This window comes from Shimia aestuarii (assembly GCF_900114635.1).
GTDB classification, from domain to species: domain Bacteria; phylum Pseudomonadota; class Alphaproteobacteria; order Rhodobacterales; family Rhodobacteraceae; genus Shimia; species Shimia aestuarii.
Map to the genome: position 1 here is coordinate 105105 of NZ_FOTQ01000005.1, position 17383 is coordinate 122487.

A 17383-nucleotide genomic window follows, 5' to 3' on the forward strand; every position below is an offset into this window, starting at 1 on the left:
TTATTCATATACGGGAAAAGAGGTCAAGCCCCTTCGGATGCAGGCCGGCGAACACGCAAGCAGGCGGGGGCCCACTCGCCCCGCCACAGGCTTCCGTCAGACGGGCTGTGCCGTCTCGACCAGTCGCACGAAGAACGACGCCCCTACCGGTGCCACTTCGTCGTTGAAATCATATTTCGGGTGGTGCAGTCCGGCCCCTTCGCCCGTCCCAAGGAAAAGATACGCCCCGGGGCGCGCCTCAAGCATGTAGGAAAAGTCCTCGGCGCCCATTTCCATCTGTGCGTCCGCGTCCACCGCGTCCTCGCCTGAAATCTCGCGCGCCACGCCGACGGCAAAGGCGCTTTTTTCAGGATCATTGACCGTCGCGGGGTATCCGATCTCGATTTCGGTCCGCGCCTCCACGCCATAGGCCGCAGCGGTTCCGGCCACGACCTCGCGCAGACGGCGGTGCACCATCTCCTGCACCCCCTTGTCGAACGTGCGGATCGTGCCGTTGAGATAGGCCGTATCCGGGATCACGTTGTTGACAGTTCCCGCGTGGATCTGTGTCACGGAAACAACCACTTCCTGACGCGTATCGTGGTTGCGGCTGACGATAGTCTGGATCGCGTTGACCATAGCCACCGCCGCCACCACCGGATCAACCGTATCCTGCGGAAACGCCCCGTGCCCACCATGGCCCTGAATATACACCTCGAACGTATCCACCGCCGCCATCACCGGCCCCGGCGTTGACAGGAAATGCCCGGCCTCGACGCCCGGAATGTTGTGGATTCCATAGACCTCGCCAATGTCGAACCGGTCCATGATGCCTTCCTGTACCATGACGTCGGCTCCGCCACCTTCTTCCTCGGCAGGTTGGAAAATCAACGCCACACGCCCCGAGAACTTGCGCGTTTCCGCGAGGTATCGCGCCGCCCCCAAAAGCATCGTCGTGTGTCCGTCATGCCCGCAGGCATGCATCATCCCGGGCACCGTGCTGGCGTGTTCAAGCCCGGTTGTTTCATCCATCGGCAAGGCGTCCATGTCCGCACGCAATCCAATCGTCGGCCCCTCGCCCTGCCCGTTGATGATGGCCACGATCCCGCTGGTGGCGATCCCCTCGTGAATCTCATCAACTCCGAATTCGCGCAGGCGCTCGACCACAAAGTCCGCCGTTTTGTGGCACTCGAACATCAATTCCGGATGCTGGTGCAGATACCTGCGCCAAGTCTTCATATCTTCCGCATAATCTGCAATCCGGTTAACAACAGGCATGGTTGGACTCCCCTCGCAACATTCCTATCCATGCACCAGAAACCAAAAAGGAGCGCACTGCAATGGCCGAAAATCCGCTGATCCTTGATCCCCACGGGGGCATGCCTCGCCTCTTGGAAATCATGCGCCGCCTGCGTGATCCCGAGAATGGCTGTCCATGGGACATCGATCAGGATTTCTCGACCATTGCGCCCTACACGATCGAAGAAGCCTATGAAGTGGCCGACGCGATCGAGCGCGAAGCATGGGACGAACTCAAGGGCGAACTGGGCGATCTTCTTTTTCAATCGGTGTTTCACGCGCAGATGGCCGCCGAGAAGGGGCTCTTCACCTTTGACGAAGTGGCCGACACCATGTCCGACAAGATGGTCGCCCGCCATCCGCATGTCTTTGGCGACGAATCGCGCGACAAATCGGCCGAACAGCAGACCCGCGACTGGGAGACGATCAAGGCCGCCGAACGCGCTGGAAAGGCACAGAAAGGCACCCTTGACGGCGTCGCCGTGGGTCTTCCTGCCCTGCTGCGCGCATTCAAGCTGCAAAAACGCGCCGCCCGGGTTGGCTTTGACTGGCCCGATGCCACCCATGTGCTCGATAAGATCACCGAAGAAGCACACGAGCTTGCCGAGGCCCGCGACAGCCTGTCTCAGGACGAGATCGAAGACGAATTTGGCGACCTTCTTTTTGTCATGGCCAACTTGGCCCGCCACATGAATGTCGATCCCGAAGCCGCGCTGCGCCGTACGAACCAGAAATTTATCCGGCGTTTCGAAGCAGTTGAAGCCCACCTCGCCGCACGCGGAAAACGCCCCGAGGAGTCGACACTCGAAGAAATGGACGCGCTCTGGGATCAGGTTAAGGCCGAGGAGAAAGCAGACTCAAATTCCTGAATGTTTTATTCAGGTATTGACCCAAGTAAAAAAGTCGGGTTTATGTCGCTGCAATTGATTTGCAACTACAAGAGACCAGCAATGCTCGACTCGATCAAAACAACCGTCCTCGCCGCCGCAACCCTTGCCGTGGCCACCCCTGTCCTCGCCGACGAGGTCAACATCTACTCCTATCGTCAGCCCGAGCTGATCAAGCCGCTGACCGATGCCTTTACCGCCGAAACCGGTATCCGCGTGAACGTCGCCTACCTTGCAAAGGGCATGGTCGAGCGCCTGCAGGCCGAAGGTAAACGCTCGCCCGCCGACGTCGTGCTGACCGTCGACATCTCGCGCCTGTCCGGCGTCGTCGAGGCCGGTCTGACCCAGCCCGTCGACAGCGCAACGCTCAAGGCCAATGTCCCGGCACAATACCAGGACCCCGAAGGACACTGGTACGGCCTGACCACCCGCGCCCGTATCGTTTATGCCTCCAAGGATCGCGTGGCGGATGGCGAAATCACCACCTACGAAGACCTCGCTGATCCCAAGTGGAAAGGCCGCATCTGCACCCGCTCGGGCACCCACGCCTATAACATCGCCCTGACCTCGGCCGTGATCGAACACCACGGCGAAGAAGGCGCCAAAGCTTGGCTCGAAGGCATCAAGTCGAACCTCGCACGCAAACCGCAGGGTAACGACCGCGCTCAGGTCAAGGCGATCTGGGCCGGGGAGTGCGACGTCGCCATCGGCAACACCTATTACATGGGCAAAATGCTGGCCGACGAAGAACAGAAAGAATGGGCCGAGAGCGTGAACGTGGTCTTCCCGACCTTCGAAGGCAATGGGACACACGTGAACATCTCGGGCGTGGCCATGACCAAATCCGCCCCCAACAAGGAAAACGCCCTGAAGCTGATGGAATTCCTGACCTCGCCTGCAGCACAGGAAATCTATGCGAAGGCCAACTTCGAATACCCGATCGCTCCGGGTACCAAGCCTGATCCGCTGGTCGAAAGCTGGGGTGAATTCACTGCCGACAACACCAACCTGATGACGCTGGCCGGCCACCGCGCCACCGCGCTCAAGATCACCGAAGAAGTTGATTTCGACGGCTGATCACAACCTGCTCATGCAAGAAACAGCAGGCGGTCCTCTCGGGGGCCGCCTTTTTCGTCAGTGCGCCGGAGTCCGATGTGAATACCGACGCAATACCGACGTTATACCGACGTGATACCGAACGCGGATTTCCGCCCTTGAGCCGAGCGGCGCTTGCCATTGCGCGCAACCATTGACACTGTGCCCCCACATCACGAGGGACCCACATGAGCGCGCGCAAAATCATTATCGACACCGATCCGGGACAGGACGACGCCGTCGCAATCCTGCTGGCCCTGGCCAGCCCCGAGGATATCGACGTACTTGGAATTACTGCTGTCGCAGGCAATGTTCCACTTGCTCTGACAAGCAAAAACGCTCGCATTGTCTGTGAGTTGGCAGACAAAGCTGATGTAAAGATCTTTGCCGGGTGCGACCGTCCGCTGGGACGAGACCTTGTCACTGCCGAACATGTGCATGGCAAGACCGGGCTCGACGGCCCGAACCTGCCCGACCCGGCCATGCCGCTTCAGGAGCAGCATGCGGTCGATTTCATCATCGACACATTACGCAGCCATGACGCTGGCTCCGTCACGCTCTGTCCGCTTGGCCCTCTGACCAACATCGCCATGGCTTTTGAGAAAGCCCCGGATATTATTGAAAAGGTTCAGGAAATTGTCCTGATGGGCGGCGCCTATTTCGAGGTTGGCAACATCACCCCGGCGGCTGAATTCAACATTTATGTCGATCCTCAGGCCGCCAATATCGTTTTCCGCTCCGGCGCGCCCATCGTCGTCATGCCCCTGGATGTCACGCACAAGGCTCTCGTGACCAAACCCCGAAACGATGCGTTCCGCGCATTGGGCACCAAGGTCGGCGTTGCTGTGGCGCAAATGACTGATTTCTTTGAGCGCTTTGACAAGGAGAAATACGGCTCCGAGGGCGCTCCGCTGCATGATCCCTGCGTCACCGCCTACCTGATCAACCCCGATCTCTTCTCGGGCCGCCACATCAATGTGGAAATCGAAACCCATTCGGAACTGACCATGGGCATGACTGTCGCGGACTGGTGGGGCGTCACCGACCGCGCCCCCAATGCGCTTTTCATCGGCGACTTGGATGCCGACGGCTTCTTTTCCCTTCTGACAGAAAGGCTTGCCCGCCTATGAGCACCGCCTTGCACCTTGCCGGACCCGACGATTTTGCCGTACTGGACCGGTTGGTAGCGGCCTTCCATGGCGAGATGAACATTGCACAGGACGACGCCACGCGTGCAGCCGCCCTGCGCCCCCTCCTCGAGGGCTCCCCTTACGGTGTCGCCTATCTCCTTGGCCCCGCCCGAGCGCCTATCGGCTATGTCATTGTCACCTTTGGCTGGTCGGTTGAGTTCGGCGGGCTGGACGCCATTATCGACGAGATATTCATCCGCCCGGCCATCCGGGGACGCGGGGTGGGAAGCGACGTGTTGATTGCCCTCCCCAAGGCGTTGGCCGACGCCGGAATCCGCGCCTTTCACCTCGAAGTTGATCGCGATGACACCACCGCCCAAAAGCTGTACCTGCGCGCTGGATTCCGGGCCCGCGAACGCTTCATGCTGATGTCGCGCCGCATGGTATGAGGCGCGCTTGACACAATGTTAACCCGGCTCTGGTAATCCTGCATGCAAGGGTTATCTTTTGCGGCATGGATCTGCATATTCCCTTCGACAACAGCTACGCCCGCCTACCCGAACAGCTTTTCGCGCGGCAAGAGCCCACGCCCGTCCGCGCACCGCGCCTTGTTGCCTTCAATCACGCACTTGCCAGCCAGCTTGGCCTAGCCGGGATCGACGATGACACCACGCTCGCAGAGGTGTTTTCCGGCTCCCGCCTGCCCGATGGCGCCGAGCCTCTGGCGCAGCTTTATGCAGGCCACCAATTCGGCCACTGGAACCCGCAACTGGGTGACGGGCGCGCCGTGCTGCTGGGCGAGGTCAACGGGCTGGATCTCCAGCTCAAGGGCGCTGGCCGTACGCCATTTTCACGACGCGGCGATGGGCGCGCGTGGCTTGGGCCAGTGCTGCGCGAATACGTGGTCTCAGAGGCCATGTTCGCCCTCGGCATCCCCACGACCCGTGCTCTTGCCGCCGTCGAGACCGGTGAAGACATCATGCGAGACGGCCTGCAGCCCGGCGCAGTGCTGACCCGCGTTGCGGCCTCTCATATCCGGGTGGGCACCTTTCAGGCGCTCGCCGCCAGACAGGACATTGCTGGATTGAGGGCGCTTTTTGAACATGCGGTAGAGCGCCATTATCCTGACGTAACCACACCAACAGAATTCCTTGATTCTGTTATTAAAAAACAGGCTGAACTCATTGCGGCGTGGATGTCTGTCGGCTTTATTCATGGCGTGATGAACACTGACAATTGCGCGATTTCCGGTGAAACCATCGACTATGGCCCCTGCGCCTTCATGGATGCCTACCATCCGATGACCGTGTTTTCCTCGATCGACAGGCAGGGACGCTATGCCTACGGCAATCAGCCCGACATTATCGTCTGGAACCTTGCCCAGCTGGCCACCGCACTTGTTCCGCTCATGCCCAACGCAGACCAGGCGGTTGCCGAATTCACCAACTCGGTCCACGCAATGCCAGGCCTTCTAAATGCCGCCTGGCAACAACGCTTTGGCGCAAAGATCGGCCTCACCGCGGTGACGGACGGCGATATGGCCTTGATCACCGAATATCTGTCGCTGATGGCCGAGCAAGGCACCGATTTCACCAATAGTTTCCGCGCCTTGAACAATGGGACAGCGCGAGATCAGTTCGTCGATCGCGACGCTTTTGATGCATGGAACACCCGTTGGCGGACCCGGTTGGAGAGCGAAACACAGGACCCGGTTGCCACGATGAATGCAGCCAACCCGGCGCTGATTCCGCGCAATCACCGTATCGAGGAGATGATTGCCGCCGCTGTCAACGGAGACTACCGCCCCTTTGACCGCCTGATGCGCGCCCTGTCGACTCCCTTTACTGATCCCAGAGACGACGCCGACCTGACTCGCCCGCCCAGCGAATCCGAACGCGTGCACGCCACCTTCTGTGGCACTTAGCGGCGGTTGATCAACACCAACCCCACAGCTACCAGACCCAGCGCCAGCCAGATCGCCGGACCGATTGTCTCCCCAAGCAGCCACCAGCCAAGGATGACGCTCAGCACCGGTGACAGAAAGCTGAACGACGCCACCGACGCGGCGGGATAGATCGTCAGCAAGACGAACCAGGCCAGGAAACCCAGAGACGCAATTCCGACAACCTGGAACACCATGCCCGCCCAGTGGATCAACTCCGGGTCTCTGAACGTGGCACCTAAAACAGGCGCCAGCGGCAGGAGGATCAACGCCGAAACCACAAGCTGGTACATCAGTTGAGTTTCCGGCCTTGTCTCGGAAAGCGCGGTCAACCGGACAGTCAGCGGAATCCCCGCCCAAAGAATCGCGCCACACAACGCCAGGACATCCCCCAACAGGCGCGCTTCTCCACCCGCGCGGTCCGACAGGGCAACCACTACGCCCGTCATGGCGAACGCCAACCCCATGATCCGCGTCTGGTTGAGACGTTCGCCCGGCAACAACACATGCGATGCAAGCGCAAGCCAGACCGGCATGGAATAGAAAATAATGCTCACGCGGGCAACATCTGCGACGTCAAGTGCGCTGAACAAAGCTATGAATTCAAAAGAGAACAAGGCGCCAACAAGTAGGCCAGGCCCCCACATGCGCCGCGACACGTTCATCCGCTGCCCACGCAGCGCCATCCAGATCGCGACCACGCCAATCGCAAAGAACGAGCGCATCCCAACGGCAAAGACCGGACCAAAGCCGCCTACCGTGACCTTTATCACAACCTGGTTGAACGCCAGCAGCAGCGCAAAAAGCGTCAGCCAGATCGCCCCAATTCCATCCATATGTTCTTTGCGTGCCATTCCGGCACTCGGCGCTGTTAGCGCCTGAAAGTCAAGCGACCCAGGCCACAAATGCCGCAGCGACGAAAAACCTGCTGGTCGCCCGCCCTGCGCCACCTTACATGCTTGGGACAGACAATGAAGGCCCGCCATGACATCGCTTCGCCTTGCCAGTTACAACCTGCAGAAATGTGTCGGCCTCGATATGCAAAGGCGACCCGACCGTTCCCTGCTGGTCATCCGCGCTCTGCGGGCGGACGTGGTTGTATTGCAGGAAGCCGACAAACGCCTTCCTCCGCGTCCCACCGCACTCCCTTTCGATCTCATAGAAACACACGGGTTCGATATCGTCGACTTCGGGCAACCCGGAGGGTCACTTGGCTGGCACGGCAACGCCATGCTTGTGCGCAACGGTGCGACGATCATCGAAACCGACGCGCTCGACTTGCCCGGTCTTGAGCCGCGCGGCGCCATTCGCGCGGATCTTGACACGTCGATTGGCCCATTGCGGGTGATCGGAGTGCATCTTGGCCTGTTGCGCCGCTATCGCCTGATGCAGCTTTCTGCCATTACCCGCCACCTGCGCAGGCTCGCGCCGATGCCGACCATTCTTGCCGGCGATTTCAACGAATGGGGCAGCAAGCGCGCGCTGGATGTGGCGACGCCGGGTCTTGATTTCGTGGAACCGGGCCATTCCTTTCCCGCCGCGCGCCCAATTGCCGGGCTGGATGGGTTTGCGCTCGACAAGACCCTCACGCCCGTGAACAAGGCGGTCCACAGCCGCCGTCCGGCCCGTGTGGCCTCTGACCATCTGCCCGTCTGGATCGAAGTCAAACGCGCCTAGCCAGTGCCCCAATCCCCATGCTACGCAAGTGCAATCACCGAAGGGGATTTCGCGCGTGCATTTTTTACAGATTACGTCTCTTCTCATTGTTCTTGCGGGCGTTTTTGGCGCCATCAATTACCTTTTCCTGAAACTCCCTTCGGCCATTGGCATTCTGGTCGTAGCGCTTTTTGCCTCATTTGGCGTGCTTGGTATCGATCTCATCTGGCCACAGCTCGAAATCGCCGACACAGCCCGTCACCTGATTGTAGGGATCGATTTTTCCGACGCACTGCTTGAGGGCATGTTGGGCCTCCTGCTTTTTGCCGGGGCTTTGCATGTGAAGCTTGCCGATTTGCGTGCCCAATGGATTCCGGTTGCGCTCATGGCGACCCTTGGCGTGGGTCTCTCGACCGCCATCGTCGGCTTCGGTTTCAGCTGGATCACCGGAATGCCGCTTATGGTGGCGCTGGTCTTTGGTGCGCTAATTTCACCGACCGACCCGGTGGCCGTACTGGGAGTGCTGCGCGAGGCCAAGTTGCAAAAATCGTTGGAAACCAAGATCGCCGGCGAAAGCCTTTTCAATGACGGTGTGGGATACGTTGTGTTTCTCGTGATCTCGGGCATTGCCTTTGCCAGCGGCGGGCACGGAGCGGATCACGGCTCATCCGAGTTGGACGACGCGGCCTTTCTGTTCGTGCAAGAGGCATTTGGCGGCGCTGTACTTGGCATCGTTCTGGGCTGGCTCACGTTCCGCGTGATGCGCCTGATTGACGACTATTCGCTCGAGGTTCTGCTGACACTTGGCCTCGCATTTGGCGGCTATGAACTCGCCGTCTGGCTGCATGTCTCGGCCCCGATCATGGCGGTCTGCGCCGGGTTGCTGATCGGGGATATCGGCACCAAGCACGGCATGAGTGCCCAGACTCGTGAATACGTGGATGCCTTCTGGAAACTGATCGACGAGATTCTGAACGCCGTTCTGTTCCTCTTGATCGGATTCGAAGTCTTTGCCGTGGCCTTTGACATTCAGTTCCTGCTGGCAGGTGTCATGGCCATTGGACTCGCGCTTGTCGCGCGACTTGCCGCCGTTGCCGTGCCGGTTCTGATCCTCGAACCGTTCCGCAGCTTCAGTCGCGGCGTCGTTCCGATCATGACCTGGGGCGGGCTCAAGGGCGGCATTTCCGTCGCTCTGGCCCTTTCCTTGCCCGACAATGAATGGAAACCGCTGATCCTGACCAGCACCTATATCGTTGTTGTCTTCTCAATCATCGTTCAGGGTCTGACCGTAGCGCCACTGGCGAACCGGGTCGGACGCGAACCCGATCTGGTATGAACCCATGACCGCCTATTTTGTCTATGATGTATTTTCGGAAAAAGTCTTTGGTGGAAACCAGTTGGCCGTCATTCCTGATGCGGCGGGCCTGCCAGAGGAAGATCTCCAGCGCATTGCCAGAGAGTTCAACTTCTCGGAAACGACCTTCGTCTATCCCGCCTGGGAACCCAACCATACAGCCCACGTGCGCATCTTCACGCCGACGATGGAGGTTCCTTTTGCGGGCCATCCGCTGATCGGAACAGCCGTTGCGCTGTCCGATGAAGGCGCTGGACCGGATATGGTTCTGGAACTGGGGATCGGCCCGATCACCTGCAGGGCCGAAGGCGGAGCCGCTCGCTTTACCACATCTGCAACTCTCGAAATCACCGCAGAGCCCGATCCTGATCTGGTGGCGGCGGCACTTGGCACCAGTCCTGAGAACATCTCCTTAGAAAACCACGCGCCAGCCATGGCCTCACTTGGACTTGCCTTCACGATCACTGAACTGAAAAGCCGGGAAGTGCTGGCGAACCTGCTGCCCGACATCGGCGCCTTCCGAAAAGGTAACGCCGTCTATCCCTCGGGTCTGGACTTCGCTCAGTTTGCCTATGTACGGGACGGAAACGTGATCCACGCGCGCATGTTTGCACCTCTCGACAACATCCCCGAGGACCCGGCCACGGGCAGCGCCTGTGCGACCCTTGGCGCGCTTCTGCGCCGGATCGAAGGGCGTGACCAGAAATTGATCATCCACCAAGGGGACGACATGGGCCGACCCAGCCGGATCGGTCTGGAAACGCAGGGCGATGCCGTCACCATTTCGGGCACCGCGCTGCGCGTCATGCAAGGTCAATTGACCTATCGGACTTAGGCCGCCTTGGGCGCGCCCTTGCCGCGTGCAGGACGCCGACGGCGGCGACGCTGCCCGTTGCCTGCCGGTTTTCCCGGCTGAGCTGCTGTGCCACCGCGCGGGCCGTTGCCGCCCCGGCGACGGTTTCCACCCTTCTTGGCCGGTGCTTCAAGCCCTTCCCACGCACGCCCCGACGCCACAGGGATGTCAAGCCTCATGACTTTCTGGATCGCCTTCAGCTCTTCAACTTCATCCGGGGCACAGAACGCCACCGCCGCCCCGTCCATCCCGGCGCGCGCGGTGCGGCCAATCCGGTGCACGTAGTTTTCGGGCACATTGGGCAGGTCAAAGTTGTAGACATGTCGCACCTGCGGAATGTCCAGCCCCCGCGCCGCTACATCCGTGGCCACCAGGACAAGGGTTTCGCCATCGCGGAACCCTTTGAGCGCGCGCTCGCGCTGACCTTGGCTCTTGTTGCCATGTACCGAAGCCGCCGCATATCCGGCCTTGACCAGAGCTTTCATGAGTCGTTCCGACCCGTGTTTGGTGCGCGCAAACACGATGGCCGCTTCGTCGCGATGCGCGTCCAGCAATTCGATCAGCAAAGCGGTTTTTTCGGTCTTTGCAATGAAATGCACCTCCTGCGTGATCTTGTCCGCTGCCTTGCCCGGAGGCGACACCTGCACCCGCACCGGGTTCTTCAGGTAGGCTGCGGCAATCTCCGACATCTGTTTCGGCATCGTAGCGGAAAACAGCATGGTCTGGCGATCGCTCGGCAACCAGGCTGCGATCTTGCGCAGGGCGTGAACGAACCCGAGGTCCAGCATCTGATCGGCTTCGTCCAGCACAAGGAAATCGGTCCGATCGAGATCCAACGCATTGCGCTCCATCAGGTCGATCAGGCGCCCCGGTGTTGCAACGAGAATGTCCGTACCACGCTCCAGACGTTTGATCTGCGGGTTGATGCCGACGCCCCCGACAACCAGCCCCACCTTGAATGGCGTACCCTCGACCTGCTGGCGCAGGCTGTCACAGATCTGATTGGCAAGTTCCCGTGTCGGCGCCAGAACCAGCCCACGCACGGTGCGCCTTTCGGGCTTCTGGCCATAGCTTTTCATCCGCGCAATCAGAGGCAGGCCAAAAGCCAGCGTCTTGCCGGTGCCGGTCTGGGCAAGCCCCATCACGTCCTGCCCGTCCAGCGCATGCGGGATAGCGCGTTCCTGGATCGGGGTCGGCGTGGTCAATCCGGTTTCAGTCAGACGGGCCACCATCTTTTCAGGCAAGCCCAGTTCAGTAAAAGTCGTCAAAATACAGTCTTTCCGGCCCCCTTGCGTTACCCGCAGGGACCCTTGATTTCGCCACGCATCGCGCGCAGCCTTGGTGTGGTCGGCCGTGAATCCCAACTCTCTGCCTGATGCAGATGAGCCGATCCAGACCCTGGCCCCACGCGTGATTTTGGGATCAAATCACTGTCTCGTGTTGGGCCATGACTTCGGTCAATGCGGCCCTGCTGCTCACGCGGCAGAAGACAGTTGGGGTCACATGGGGCTTTGTGAGGCGCCTGTCAAGGGCGTTCTCCTGTGGATAACCCCCAGAAAAGCGGTGGTCACAGCCAGTCGCATTGGATAGAGAAGTAAGTCAGACACGGGAACCGAACGACCGCGATGGGCATGACCGACACGATTTTGGAACGCTGCGAGGCCAAGGGGCTGCGCATGACCGAACAACGCCGCACCATTGCGGGTGTTCTGCAGGAAAGCCGCGATCACCCGGACGTGGAAGAGCTTTATGCCCGTGCCTCGTCCCGCGATTCAGGGATTTCCCTCGCCACGGTTTACCGGACGGTAAAGCTGTTCGAAGAGGCCGGCATTCTCGACAAGCTCGAATTCGGCGATGGCCGTGCGCGCTACGAAGATGCCGAGCGCGAACACCACGACCACCTGATCGACATCAACTCGGGCGAGGTAATCGAGTTCGTCGACCCCGAGATCGAAGCCCTTCAGGAAAAGATCGCCGAAAAGCTCGGCTACCGCCTCAAGGGGCACAAGCTCGAACTCTACGGCGTGCCGATCCGCAAGTAGCGGATCAGGCGCGCAATTTTTCGCCCTTCGGATCAAACGGCGGCTCGGCCAGGATTACCGCGCGATGCGGACGGCCAAGCACCATGACTTCGACCGCGTCCCCCGGTTGAGCATCCTTGACGAACCCAAGTGCGAGCGACATGCCCACCGTGTAGCCATAGGCACCGGACGTCACCCGCCCAATTCCTTTGCCATCCTTGAAGATCGGTTCCCCACCCGTGGCATCCGCGTTCGAGGCACTGACGTCTGCGTCTTCAAGGTGCATTAGAACCAGCTTTTCCCGAGGCGCTTTCTCAAGCGTTACGGCCACCGCCGCGTTGTTGAGGAAATCCTTGTCCATCTTGCAAAGCCGTTCCAACCCCACTTCCTGGGGCCAGTATTCCGGGCTGTATTCCCGGCTCCAGCTGCCATACCCCTTTTCAATGCGCAAACTCATAAGGGCGCGGCTACCAACTGGCCCCGCGCCAAAGGCTTTCCCGGCCTTCAGAAGCGCTTCATAAAGACGTAATTGGTCTGCAATTGCGCAATGCAGTTCCCAGCCAAGATCTCCGGTAAAACTCACCCGAAGCGCCATGACCTCTACCCCGGCAATTTCGATCCGTTTAGAGCACATGAACGGAAAGTCGTCGGTTGCCAGCGACGAATTGGTCAACCGTTGCAACAACTCGCGTGACTTCGGCCCGGCCACGTTGAACCCGCACACGCTGTCGGTCAGGCTTTCAAAGACTGTCCCTTCGGGAAGCGGCACTGCATCAAAGAAGCGTTTGTGATAGCGTTCTGCCATGCCCGAACTGACAACCCAGAACTCATCTTCGGCCAGACGCGTTACAGTTGCATCGCCAGCAATGCCGCCCCGCACCCCGATCAGCGGCGTCAGACAGGATCGCCCGACCTCTTTCGGCATCCGGTTCGCAAACACCGCATTGAGCCAGTCCTCGGCCCCCAGCCCCTTGACCCGATACTTGGCAAAGTTCGAGATGTCGATGATCCCGGCCCGATCGCGCAACATCCGGCATTCCGCTCCTACCGGCTCCCACCAGTTCTGCCGCGTGAACCCGTTGGTATCGACCACGCCCTGTTCACCGGCAAACCACAAGGGATGCTCCCAGCCATAGTTCAGCCCAAAGACCGCACCCATCTCCGTCTGCCTCTCAAACGCGGGTCGCGTACGCAGAGGCCGCCCCGCGGCGCGTTCCTCGTTCGGGAAATGAATGGCAAAACGATGCGCATAAACATCGCGTACCTTGGCCTTCACGAAATCCCGATCATTTGCCCATTCCCCAAACCGCGCCACGTCCCAGGCGAACATGTCATAGCGCATCTCGCCCTCGACGATCCAATCCGCCACCATAAGCCCCATACCCGCCGACTGGCTGAAACCGGGGATAATGCCGCCGCACATGAAATAGCCCTTCTTCTCGGGCACCGGTCCAAGGATCACGTTGCTGTCCGGCGACCAGATCATCGGCCCGTTGATCACCCGCTTGATCCCCGCCGTGCCAACCACCGGCACCCGATCAATCGCGCGCATCATGTTTTCTTCGATCCGCTCAAGATCATCCGGGAACAGGTCATGCGCAAAGTCGAGCGGCGTGCCCTCCTCGGCCCAGAACCGCATGTCGCGCTCATAAGCCCCGATGAGCAGCCCCTTACCTTCCTGTCGCAGGTAATACTCGCCGTCACGATCTGCGACCGAGGGAAGTCGACGGTCCATCGCATCAATCTCTGCAATGGTCTCTGTCACGAAATACTGGTGCTCTGTGGGCTGCAGGGGCACTTCGACCCCAGCCAGTCTTGCAACCTCGCGCCCCCAGAGTCCGGCCGCGTTGATCACCCAGGGCGTCGCAATGTCCCCTTTCGGTGTGCGCACGATCCAGCTGCCATCCGGCTGTTGTTCGGTTCCCGTCACCGGCGTGAAACGGTGGATTTCGGCACCGCGCTGACGCGCACCCACCGCATAGGCATTGGTCACACCCGACGGGTCGACATTGCCACCATCCGGCTCCCACATGATGCAGCGAATACCGTCGAAATTGACCAAAGGATGCAGACGCTCGGCCTCATCCCGGTTCACTTCGTGGAAGTTCATCCCGTAAAGCTTGGCTTTCGCCGCCTGAAGCCGCAGCTGGTGTTCGCGGTTCTCGGTCTGCGCAAGGTACAGGGAACCGGGCCGGAATACGCCACAGCTCTGCCCAGTCTCGGCCTCCAGCTCATCGTAGAGCCGCATGGTGTAGTGCTGAAGGCGGCTGATATTCGCGCTGTCATGCAGCCCGTGAATATTGGCCGCCGCATGCCACGTGCTGCCGCTGGTCAGTTCGTTGCGCTCAAGAAGAACGACGTCCGACCAGCCAAGCTTGGTCAGATGATATAGAATAGAGCATCCGATGACACCGCCGCCGATCACGACGGCCTGAGCATGGGTCCGCATTTGCGCCTCCGACCTCAAGAGTTTCCCCAAGAGTTACGCCGCCTGCCACCATGAAATTGCCGGATTGCGACACTTCTCGTCGCCAGCCCACAAGCCGCAAACAATATTCGACTTGCCCGTTCTCATTGGCCACAGTCACCCAATTGCACGCTCCGATGCCCCTTCCTGCCAAACAGGCTCATTCGAAACGACACCCATTGTCGTTTTCAGACTTGCCGCACGGTCCACTTTGGCCGTTTCATGATCAAAACCATCCCGGAGGTCTCCCATGCAAACCACCACAAGAGTGGCCGTGATCGGCGGCGGCGTTGTCGGCTGTTCCGTGCTCTATCACCTCACGAAACTCGGCTGGTCCGATGTCATGCTGCTCGAACGCTCCGAGCTGACATCAGGTTCAACATGGCATGCGGCGGGCGGGTTCCACACCCTGAATGGCGACACCAACATGGCCGCACTTCAAGGCTACACGATCCGCCTCTACAAGGAACTGGAAGACATCACCGGCATGTCTTGCGGCCTGCACCATGTCGGTGGTGTGACGCTGGCCGACAACCAGGATCGCTTCGATATGCTTGTTGCCGAGCGGGCCAAACACCGCTTCATGGGGCTCGAAACCGAGATCGTCACCCCCGAGGAAATCCGCAAAATTGCCCCTGTCACCAATACGGACGGCATCATCGGCGGGCTTTATGATCCGCTCGACGGCCACCTTGATCCCTCCGGCACGACCCATGCCTATGCCAAGGCCGCCCGCATGGGCGGCGCCACGATCCAGACCCACACCAAGGTGATCGAAACGAACCAACGCAGCGACGGCACCTGGGATATCGTCACCGACAAGGGAACGATCCACGCCGAACACGTAGTCAACGCCGCGGGCCTGTGGGCGCGTGAAGTGGGTGCAATGGCCGGAATCTACTTTCCCCTGCACCCAATGGAACACCAGTATATCGTTACCGATGAAATCCCGATGATCGCCGAGATCATCGACGCGGGCGGCGAACACCCCCATGTGATGGACCCGGCCGGTGAAAGCTATCTTCGGCAAGAGGGGCGCGGCCTCTGTATCGGCTTTTACGAGCAACCCTGCCGTCCCTGGGCGGTCGACGGCACGCCCTGGGATTTCGGCCATGAGCTGCTGCCGGATGATTTCGACAAGATCGAAGACAGCATCGCCTTCGCCTACAAACGCTTCCCCGCTTTGGAAAAAGCCGGCGTCAAATCCGTCATCCACGGCCCTTTCACCTTTGCCCCGGACGGCAACCCGTTGGTCGGTCCCGTACATGGCATGCGCAACTATTGGTCCGCCTGCGCCGTCATGGCCGGCTTCAGCCAGGGCGGTGGCGTCGGTTTGATGCTTGCGCAATGGATGGTCGAAGGCGAATGCGAACGCGACACCTTCGCCATGGACTGCGCCCGGTTCGGAGACTGGATCACCCCCGGCTACACGCGCCCAAAAGTGATCGAGAACTACCAGAAACGCTTCTCTGTCTCCTATCCCAACGAAGAACTCCCTGCCGCGCGGCCTTTCCGTCAAACCCCCATGTATGATGTCTTCGACCGCATGGGCGCCGTTTGGGGCCATCAATACGGGCTCGAAGTAGTGAATTATTTTGCAGAAGGGGGCGAACCGCGTTTTGAAACTCCGTCGTTCCGCCGCTCCAACGCCTTTGCCGCCACCGCGCGCGAAGTCTCGGCCGTGCGAAATGGCGTGGGCATCAACGAAGTGCACAATTTCGGCAAATACCTCGTTACCGGCCCCGATGCCCGCAACTGGCTGGATCACATCATGGCAGGCCGCATCCCGAAACCGGGCCGCCTGTCGCTCACACCGATGCTCTCAGCCAAAGGCCGCCTGATCGGGGATTTCACAGTGTCCTGCCTCAGCGATGAAGCCTTCCAACTGACCGCATCTTACGGCAGCCAAGCGTATCACATGCGCTGGTTCGAACAGAACGAGGCCGATGGCGTCAAAGTCGAAAACATCTCCGACCGTCTCAACGGCTTCCAGATCGCGGGCCCCAAGGCACGCGAAGTTCTGCAAGCTTGTACCCGTACGGACATGTCCGACATGCGCTTCATGGACCTGCGTCACCTTACGGTGGGCATGGTCGACTGCCTCGTGCAACGTGTCAGCTACACCGGCGATCTCGGTTTTGAAATCTACTGCGATCCGATGGCCCAACGCAGCCTTTGGGACACACTCTGGTCCGCAGGCGAACCCCTTGGCATGAAGCCCTTTGGCATGCGGGCAATGATGTCGTTGCGCCTCGACAAGTTCTTCGGCTCATGGCTCAGCGAATTCTCTCCCGACTACACGGCAGCAGAAACCGGACTGGACCGGTTCATCTCTTTCGCCAAGAAAACTGACTTTGTCGGTCGCGCCGCTGCCGAAGCAGAGCGCGAAAACGGACCCGCGCGCAATCTATGTGCCTTCGTGGTTGATGCCGACGATGCAGACGTCAACGCCTATGAACCCATCTGGCTTGACGGTTCAGTGGTTGGTTTCTGCACCTCCGGCGGCTACAGCCACCACGCGCAGAAATCCATCGCCATGGGCTTCGTGCCCACGTCACAGGCCAAAGCCGGGTTGGAGGTTGAAATCGAAATCCTCGGCGCCATGCGCAACGCTACGCTGATCACCGACCCGCTATTTGATTCCGACGGCGCCCGGATGCGGGGCTAATCCGCTCTTCATTTTGCCCAAAATACTCCCGC

Annotated in this window: 14 protein-coding genes; 10 read left to right on the top strand and 4 right to left on the bottom strand. The window is 60.0% G+C overall.

Going from position 1 to position 17383, the window contains the following annotated elements; genetic code table 11:
• Positions 1 to 96 precede the first annotated feature (96 nt).
• Entirely contained in the window at positions 97 to 1257 is a 1161-nt protein-coding gene (locus BMZ35_RS13025; protein WP_093094293.1) for a M20 aminoacylase family protein, read from the bottom strand.
• A gap of 62 nt (positions 1258 to 1319) precedes the next feature.
• On the opposite strand from BMZ35_RS13025, the gene mazG reads away from it, so the two are divergent.
• The 5 genes from mazG to BMZ35_RS13050 all read left to right on the top strand — a co-directional run bounded on the left by mazG (position 1320) and on the right by BMZ35_RS13050 (position 6314).
• Positions 1320 to 2147 carry a nucleoside triphosphate pyrophosphohydrolase gene (gene mazG, locus BMZ35_RS13030; RefSeq protein WP_093094294.1) on the top strand — a complete coding sequence of 276 codons (828 nt, stop codon included), beginning with the start codon at positions 1320 to 1322 and terminating at the stop codon, positions 2145 to 2147.
• Between the two features lie 81 nt (positions 2148 to 2228).
• Positions 2229 to 3242, top strand: a complete 1014-nt coding sequence (locus BMZ35_RS13035) for a Fe(3+) ABC transporter substrate-binding protein (RefSeq protein ID WP_093094295.1) — start codon at positions 2229 to 2231, stop codon at positions 3240 to 3242.
• Between the two features lie 206 nt (positions 3243 to 3448).
• On the top strand, positions 3449 to 4390 hold the full coding sequence (locus BMZ35_RS13040; RefSeq protein WP_093094296.1) for a nucleoside hydrolase: 942 nt from the start codon (positions 3449 to 3451) through the stop codon (positions 4388 to 4390).
• Positions 4387 to 4839, top strand: coding sequence for a GNAT family N-acetyltransferase (locus BMZ35_RS13045; protein ID WP_093094297.1), 453 nt, complete (start codon positions 4387 to 4389; stop codon positions 4837 to 4839). Before BMZ35_RS13040 ends, BMZ35_RS13045 begins: the two co-directional genes overlap by 4 nt.
• 65 nt (positions 4840 to 4904) lie before the next feature.
• On the top strand, positions 4905 to 6314 hold the full coding sequence (locus tag BMZ35_RS13050) for a protein adenylyltransferase SelO (RefSeq protein ID WP_093094298.1): 1410 nt from the start codon (positions 4905 to 4907) through the stop codon (positions 6312 to 6314).
• Here the strand turns inward: BMZ35_RS13050 and BMZ35_RS13055 are convergent.
• On the bottom strand, positions 6311 to 7186 hold the full coding sequence (locus BMZ35_RS13055) for a DMT family transporter (RefSeq protein ID WP_093094299.1): 876 nt from the start codon (positions 7184 to 7186) through the stop codon (positions 6311 to 6313). The two genes, BMZ35_RS13050 and BMZ35_RS13055, sit on opposite strands and share 4 nt — an antisense overlap.
• Before the next feature lie 130 nt (positions 7187 to 7316).
• Here BMZ35_RS13055 and BMZ35_RS13060 point away from each other — a divergent pair, with 130 nt between their 5' ends.
• The 3 genes from BMZ35_RS13060 to BMZ35_RS13070 are packed head-to-tail and all read left to right on the top strand — an operon-like array spanning position 7317 to position 10177.
• Entirely contained in the window at positions 7317 to 8009 is a 693-nt protein-coding gene (locus BMZ35_RS13060; protein WP_093094300.1) for an endonuclease/exonuclease/phosphatase family protein, read from the top strand.
• Positions 8010 to 8064: 55 nt separating this feature from the next.
• A complete protein-coding gene (locus tag BMZ35_RS13065; RefSeq protein WP_093094301.1) occupies positions 8065 to 9324 on the top strand; it encodes a cation:proton antiporter in 1260 nt (419 codons plus the stop codon).
• A 4-nt stretch (positions 9325 to 9328) separates the two neighbouring features.
• Positions 9329 to 10177 carry a PhzF family phenazine biosynthesis protein gene (locus tag BMZ35_RS13070; protein ID WP_093094302.1) on the top strand — a complete coding sequence of 283 codons (849 nt, stop codon included), beginning with the start codon at positions 9329 to 9331 and terminating at the stop codon, positions 10175 to 10177.
• On the opposite strand, the gene BMZ35_RS13075 is transcribed toward BMZ35_RS13070, so the two are convergent.
• Complete coding sequence (locus BMZ35_RS13075; RefSeq protein WP_242654792.1) at positions 10174 to 11463, bottom strand: DEAD/DEAH box helicase; 1290 nt, start codon at positions 11461 to 11463, stop codon at positions 10174 to 10176. The two genes, BMZ35_RS13070 and BMZ35_RS13075, sit on opposite strands and share 4 nt — an antisense overlap.
• A 363-nt stretch (positions 11464 to 11826) precedes the next feature.
• Between BMZ35_RS13075 and BMZ35_RS13080 the strand changes: the two genes are divergently transcribed.
• The gene (locus BMZ35_RS13080; protein WP_093094468.1) at positions 11827 to 12237 is read left to right on the top strand and encodes a Fur family transcriptional regulator; all 411 of its coding nucleotides are present in this window, start codon (positions 11827 to 11829) and stop codon (positions 12235 to 12237) included.
• Between the two features lie 4 nt (positions 12238 to 12241).
• On the opposite strand, the gene BMZ35_RS13085 is transcribed toward BMZ35_RS13080, so the two are convergent.
• On the bottom strand, positions 12242 to 14665 hold the full coding sequence (locus tag BMZ35_RS13085) for a GcvT family protein (RefSeq protein WP_093094304.1): 2424 nt from the start codon (positions 14663 to 14665) through the stop codon (positions 12242 to 12244).
• Positions 14666 to 14933: 268 nt separating this feature from the next.
• Here BMZ35_RS13085 and BMZ35_RS13090 point away from each other — a divergent pair, with 268 nt between their 5' ends.
• Positions 14934 to 17351, top strand: a complete 2418-nt coding sequence (locus BMZ35_RS13090) for a GcvT family protein (protein ID WP_093094305.1) — start codon at positions 14934 to 14936, stop codon at positions 17349 to 17351.
• Positions 17352 to 17383: the final 32 nt, after the last annotated feature.

What these genes read in the sequence shown, in the direction of transcription:
- BMZ35_RS13070 (WP_093094302.1), top strand. Translation starts at nt 9,329, where the DNA reads ATGACCGCCTATTTTGTCTATGATGTATTTTCGGAAAAAGTCTTTGGT.
- BMZ35_RS13080 (WP_093094468.1), top strand. Translation starts at nt 11,827, where the DNA reads ATGACCGACACGATTTTGGAACGCTGCGAGGCCAAGGGGCTGCGCATG.
- BMZ35_RS13090 (WP_093094305.1), top strand. Translation starts at nt 14,934, where the DNA reads ATGCAAACCACCACAAGAGTGGCCGTGATCGGCGGCGGCGTTGTCGGC.
- BMZ35_RS13045 (WP_093094297.1), top strand. Translation starts at nt 4,387, where the DNA reads ATGAGCACCGCCTTGCACCTTGCCGGACCCGACGATTTTGCCGTACTG.
- mazG (WP_093094294.1), top strand. Translation starts at nt 1,320, where the DNA reads ATGGCCGAAAATCCGCTGATCCTTGATCCCCACGGGGGCATGCCTCGC.
- BMZ35_RS13050 (WP_093094298.1), top strand. Translation starts at nt 4,905, where the DNA reads ATGGATCTGCATATTCCCTTCGACAACAGCTACGCCCGCCTACCCGAA.
- BMZ35_RS13055 (WP_093094299.1), bottom strand. Translation starts at nt 7,186, where the DNA reads ATGGCACGCAAAGAACATATGGATGGAATTGGGGCGATCTGGCTGACG.
- BMZ35_RS13040 (WP_093094296.1), top strand. Translation starts at nt 3,449, where the DNA reads ATGAGCGCGCGCAAAATCATTATCGACACCGATCCGGGACAGGACGAC.
- BMZ35_RS13035 (WP_093094295.1), top strand. Translation starts at nt 2,229, where the DNA reads ATGCTCGACTCGATCAAAACAACCGTCCTCGCCGCCGCAACCCTTGCC.
- BMZ35_RS13060 (WP_093094300.1), top strand. Translation starts at nt 7,317, where the DNA reads ATGACATCGCTTCGCCTTGCCAGTTACAACCTGCAGAAATGTGTCGGC.
- BMZ35_RS13025 (WP_093094293.1), bottom strand. Translation starts at nt 1,257, where the DNA reads ATGCCTGTTGTTAACCGGATTGCAGATTATGCGGAAGATATGAAGACT.
- BMZ35_RS13085 (WP_093094304.1), bottom strand. Translation starts at nt 14,665, where the DNA reads ATGCGGACCCATGCTCAGGCCGTCGTGATCGGCGGCGGTGTCATCGGA.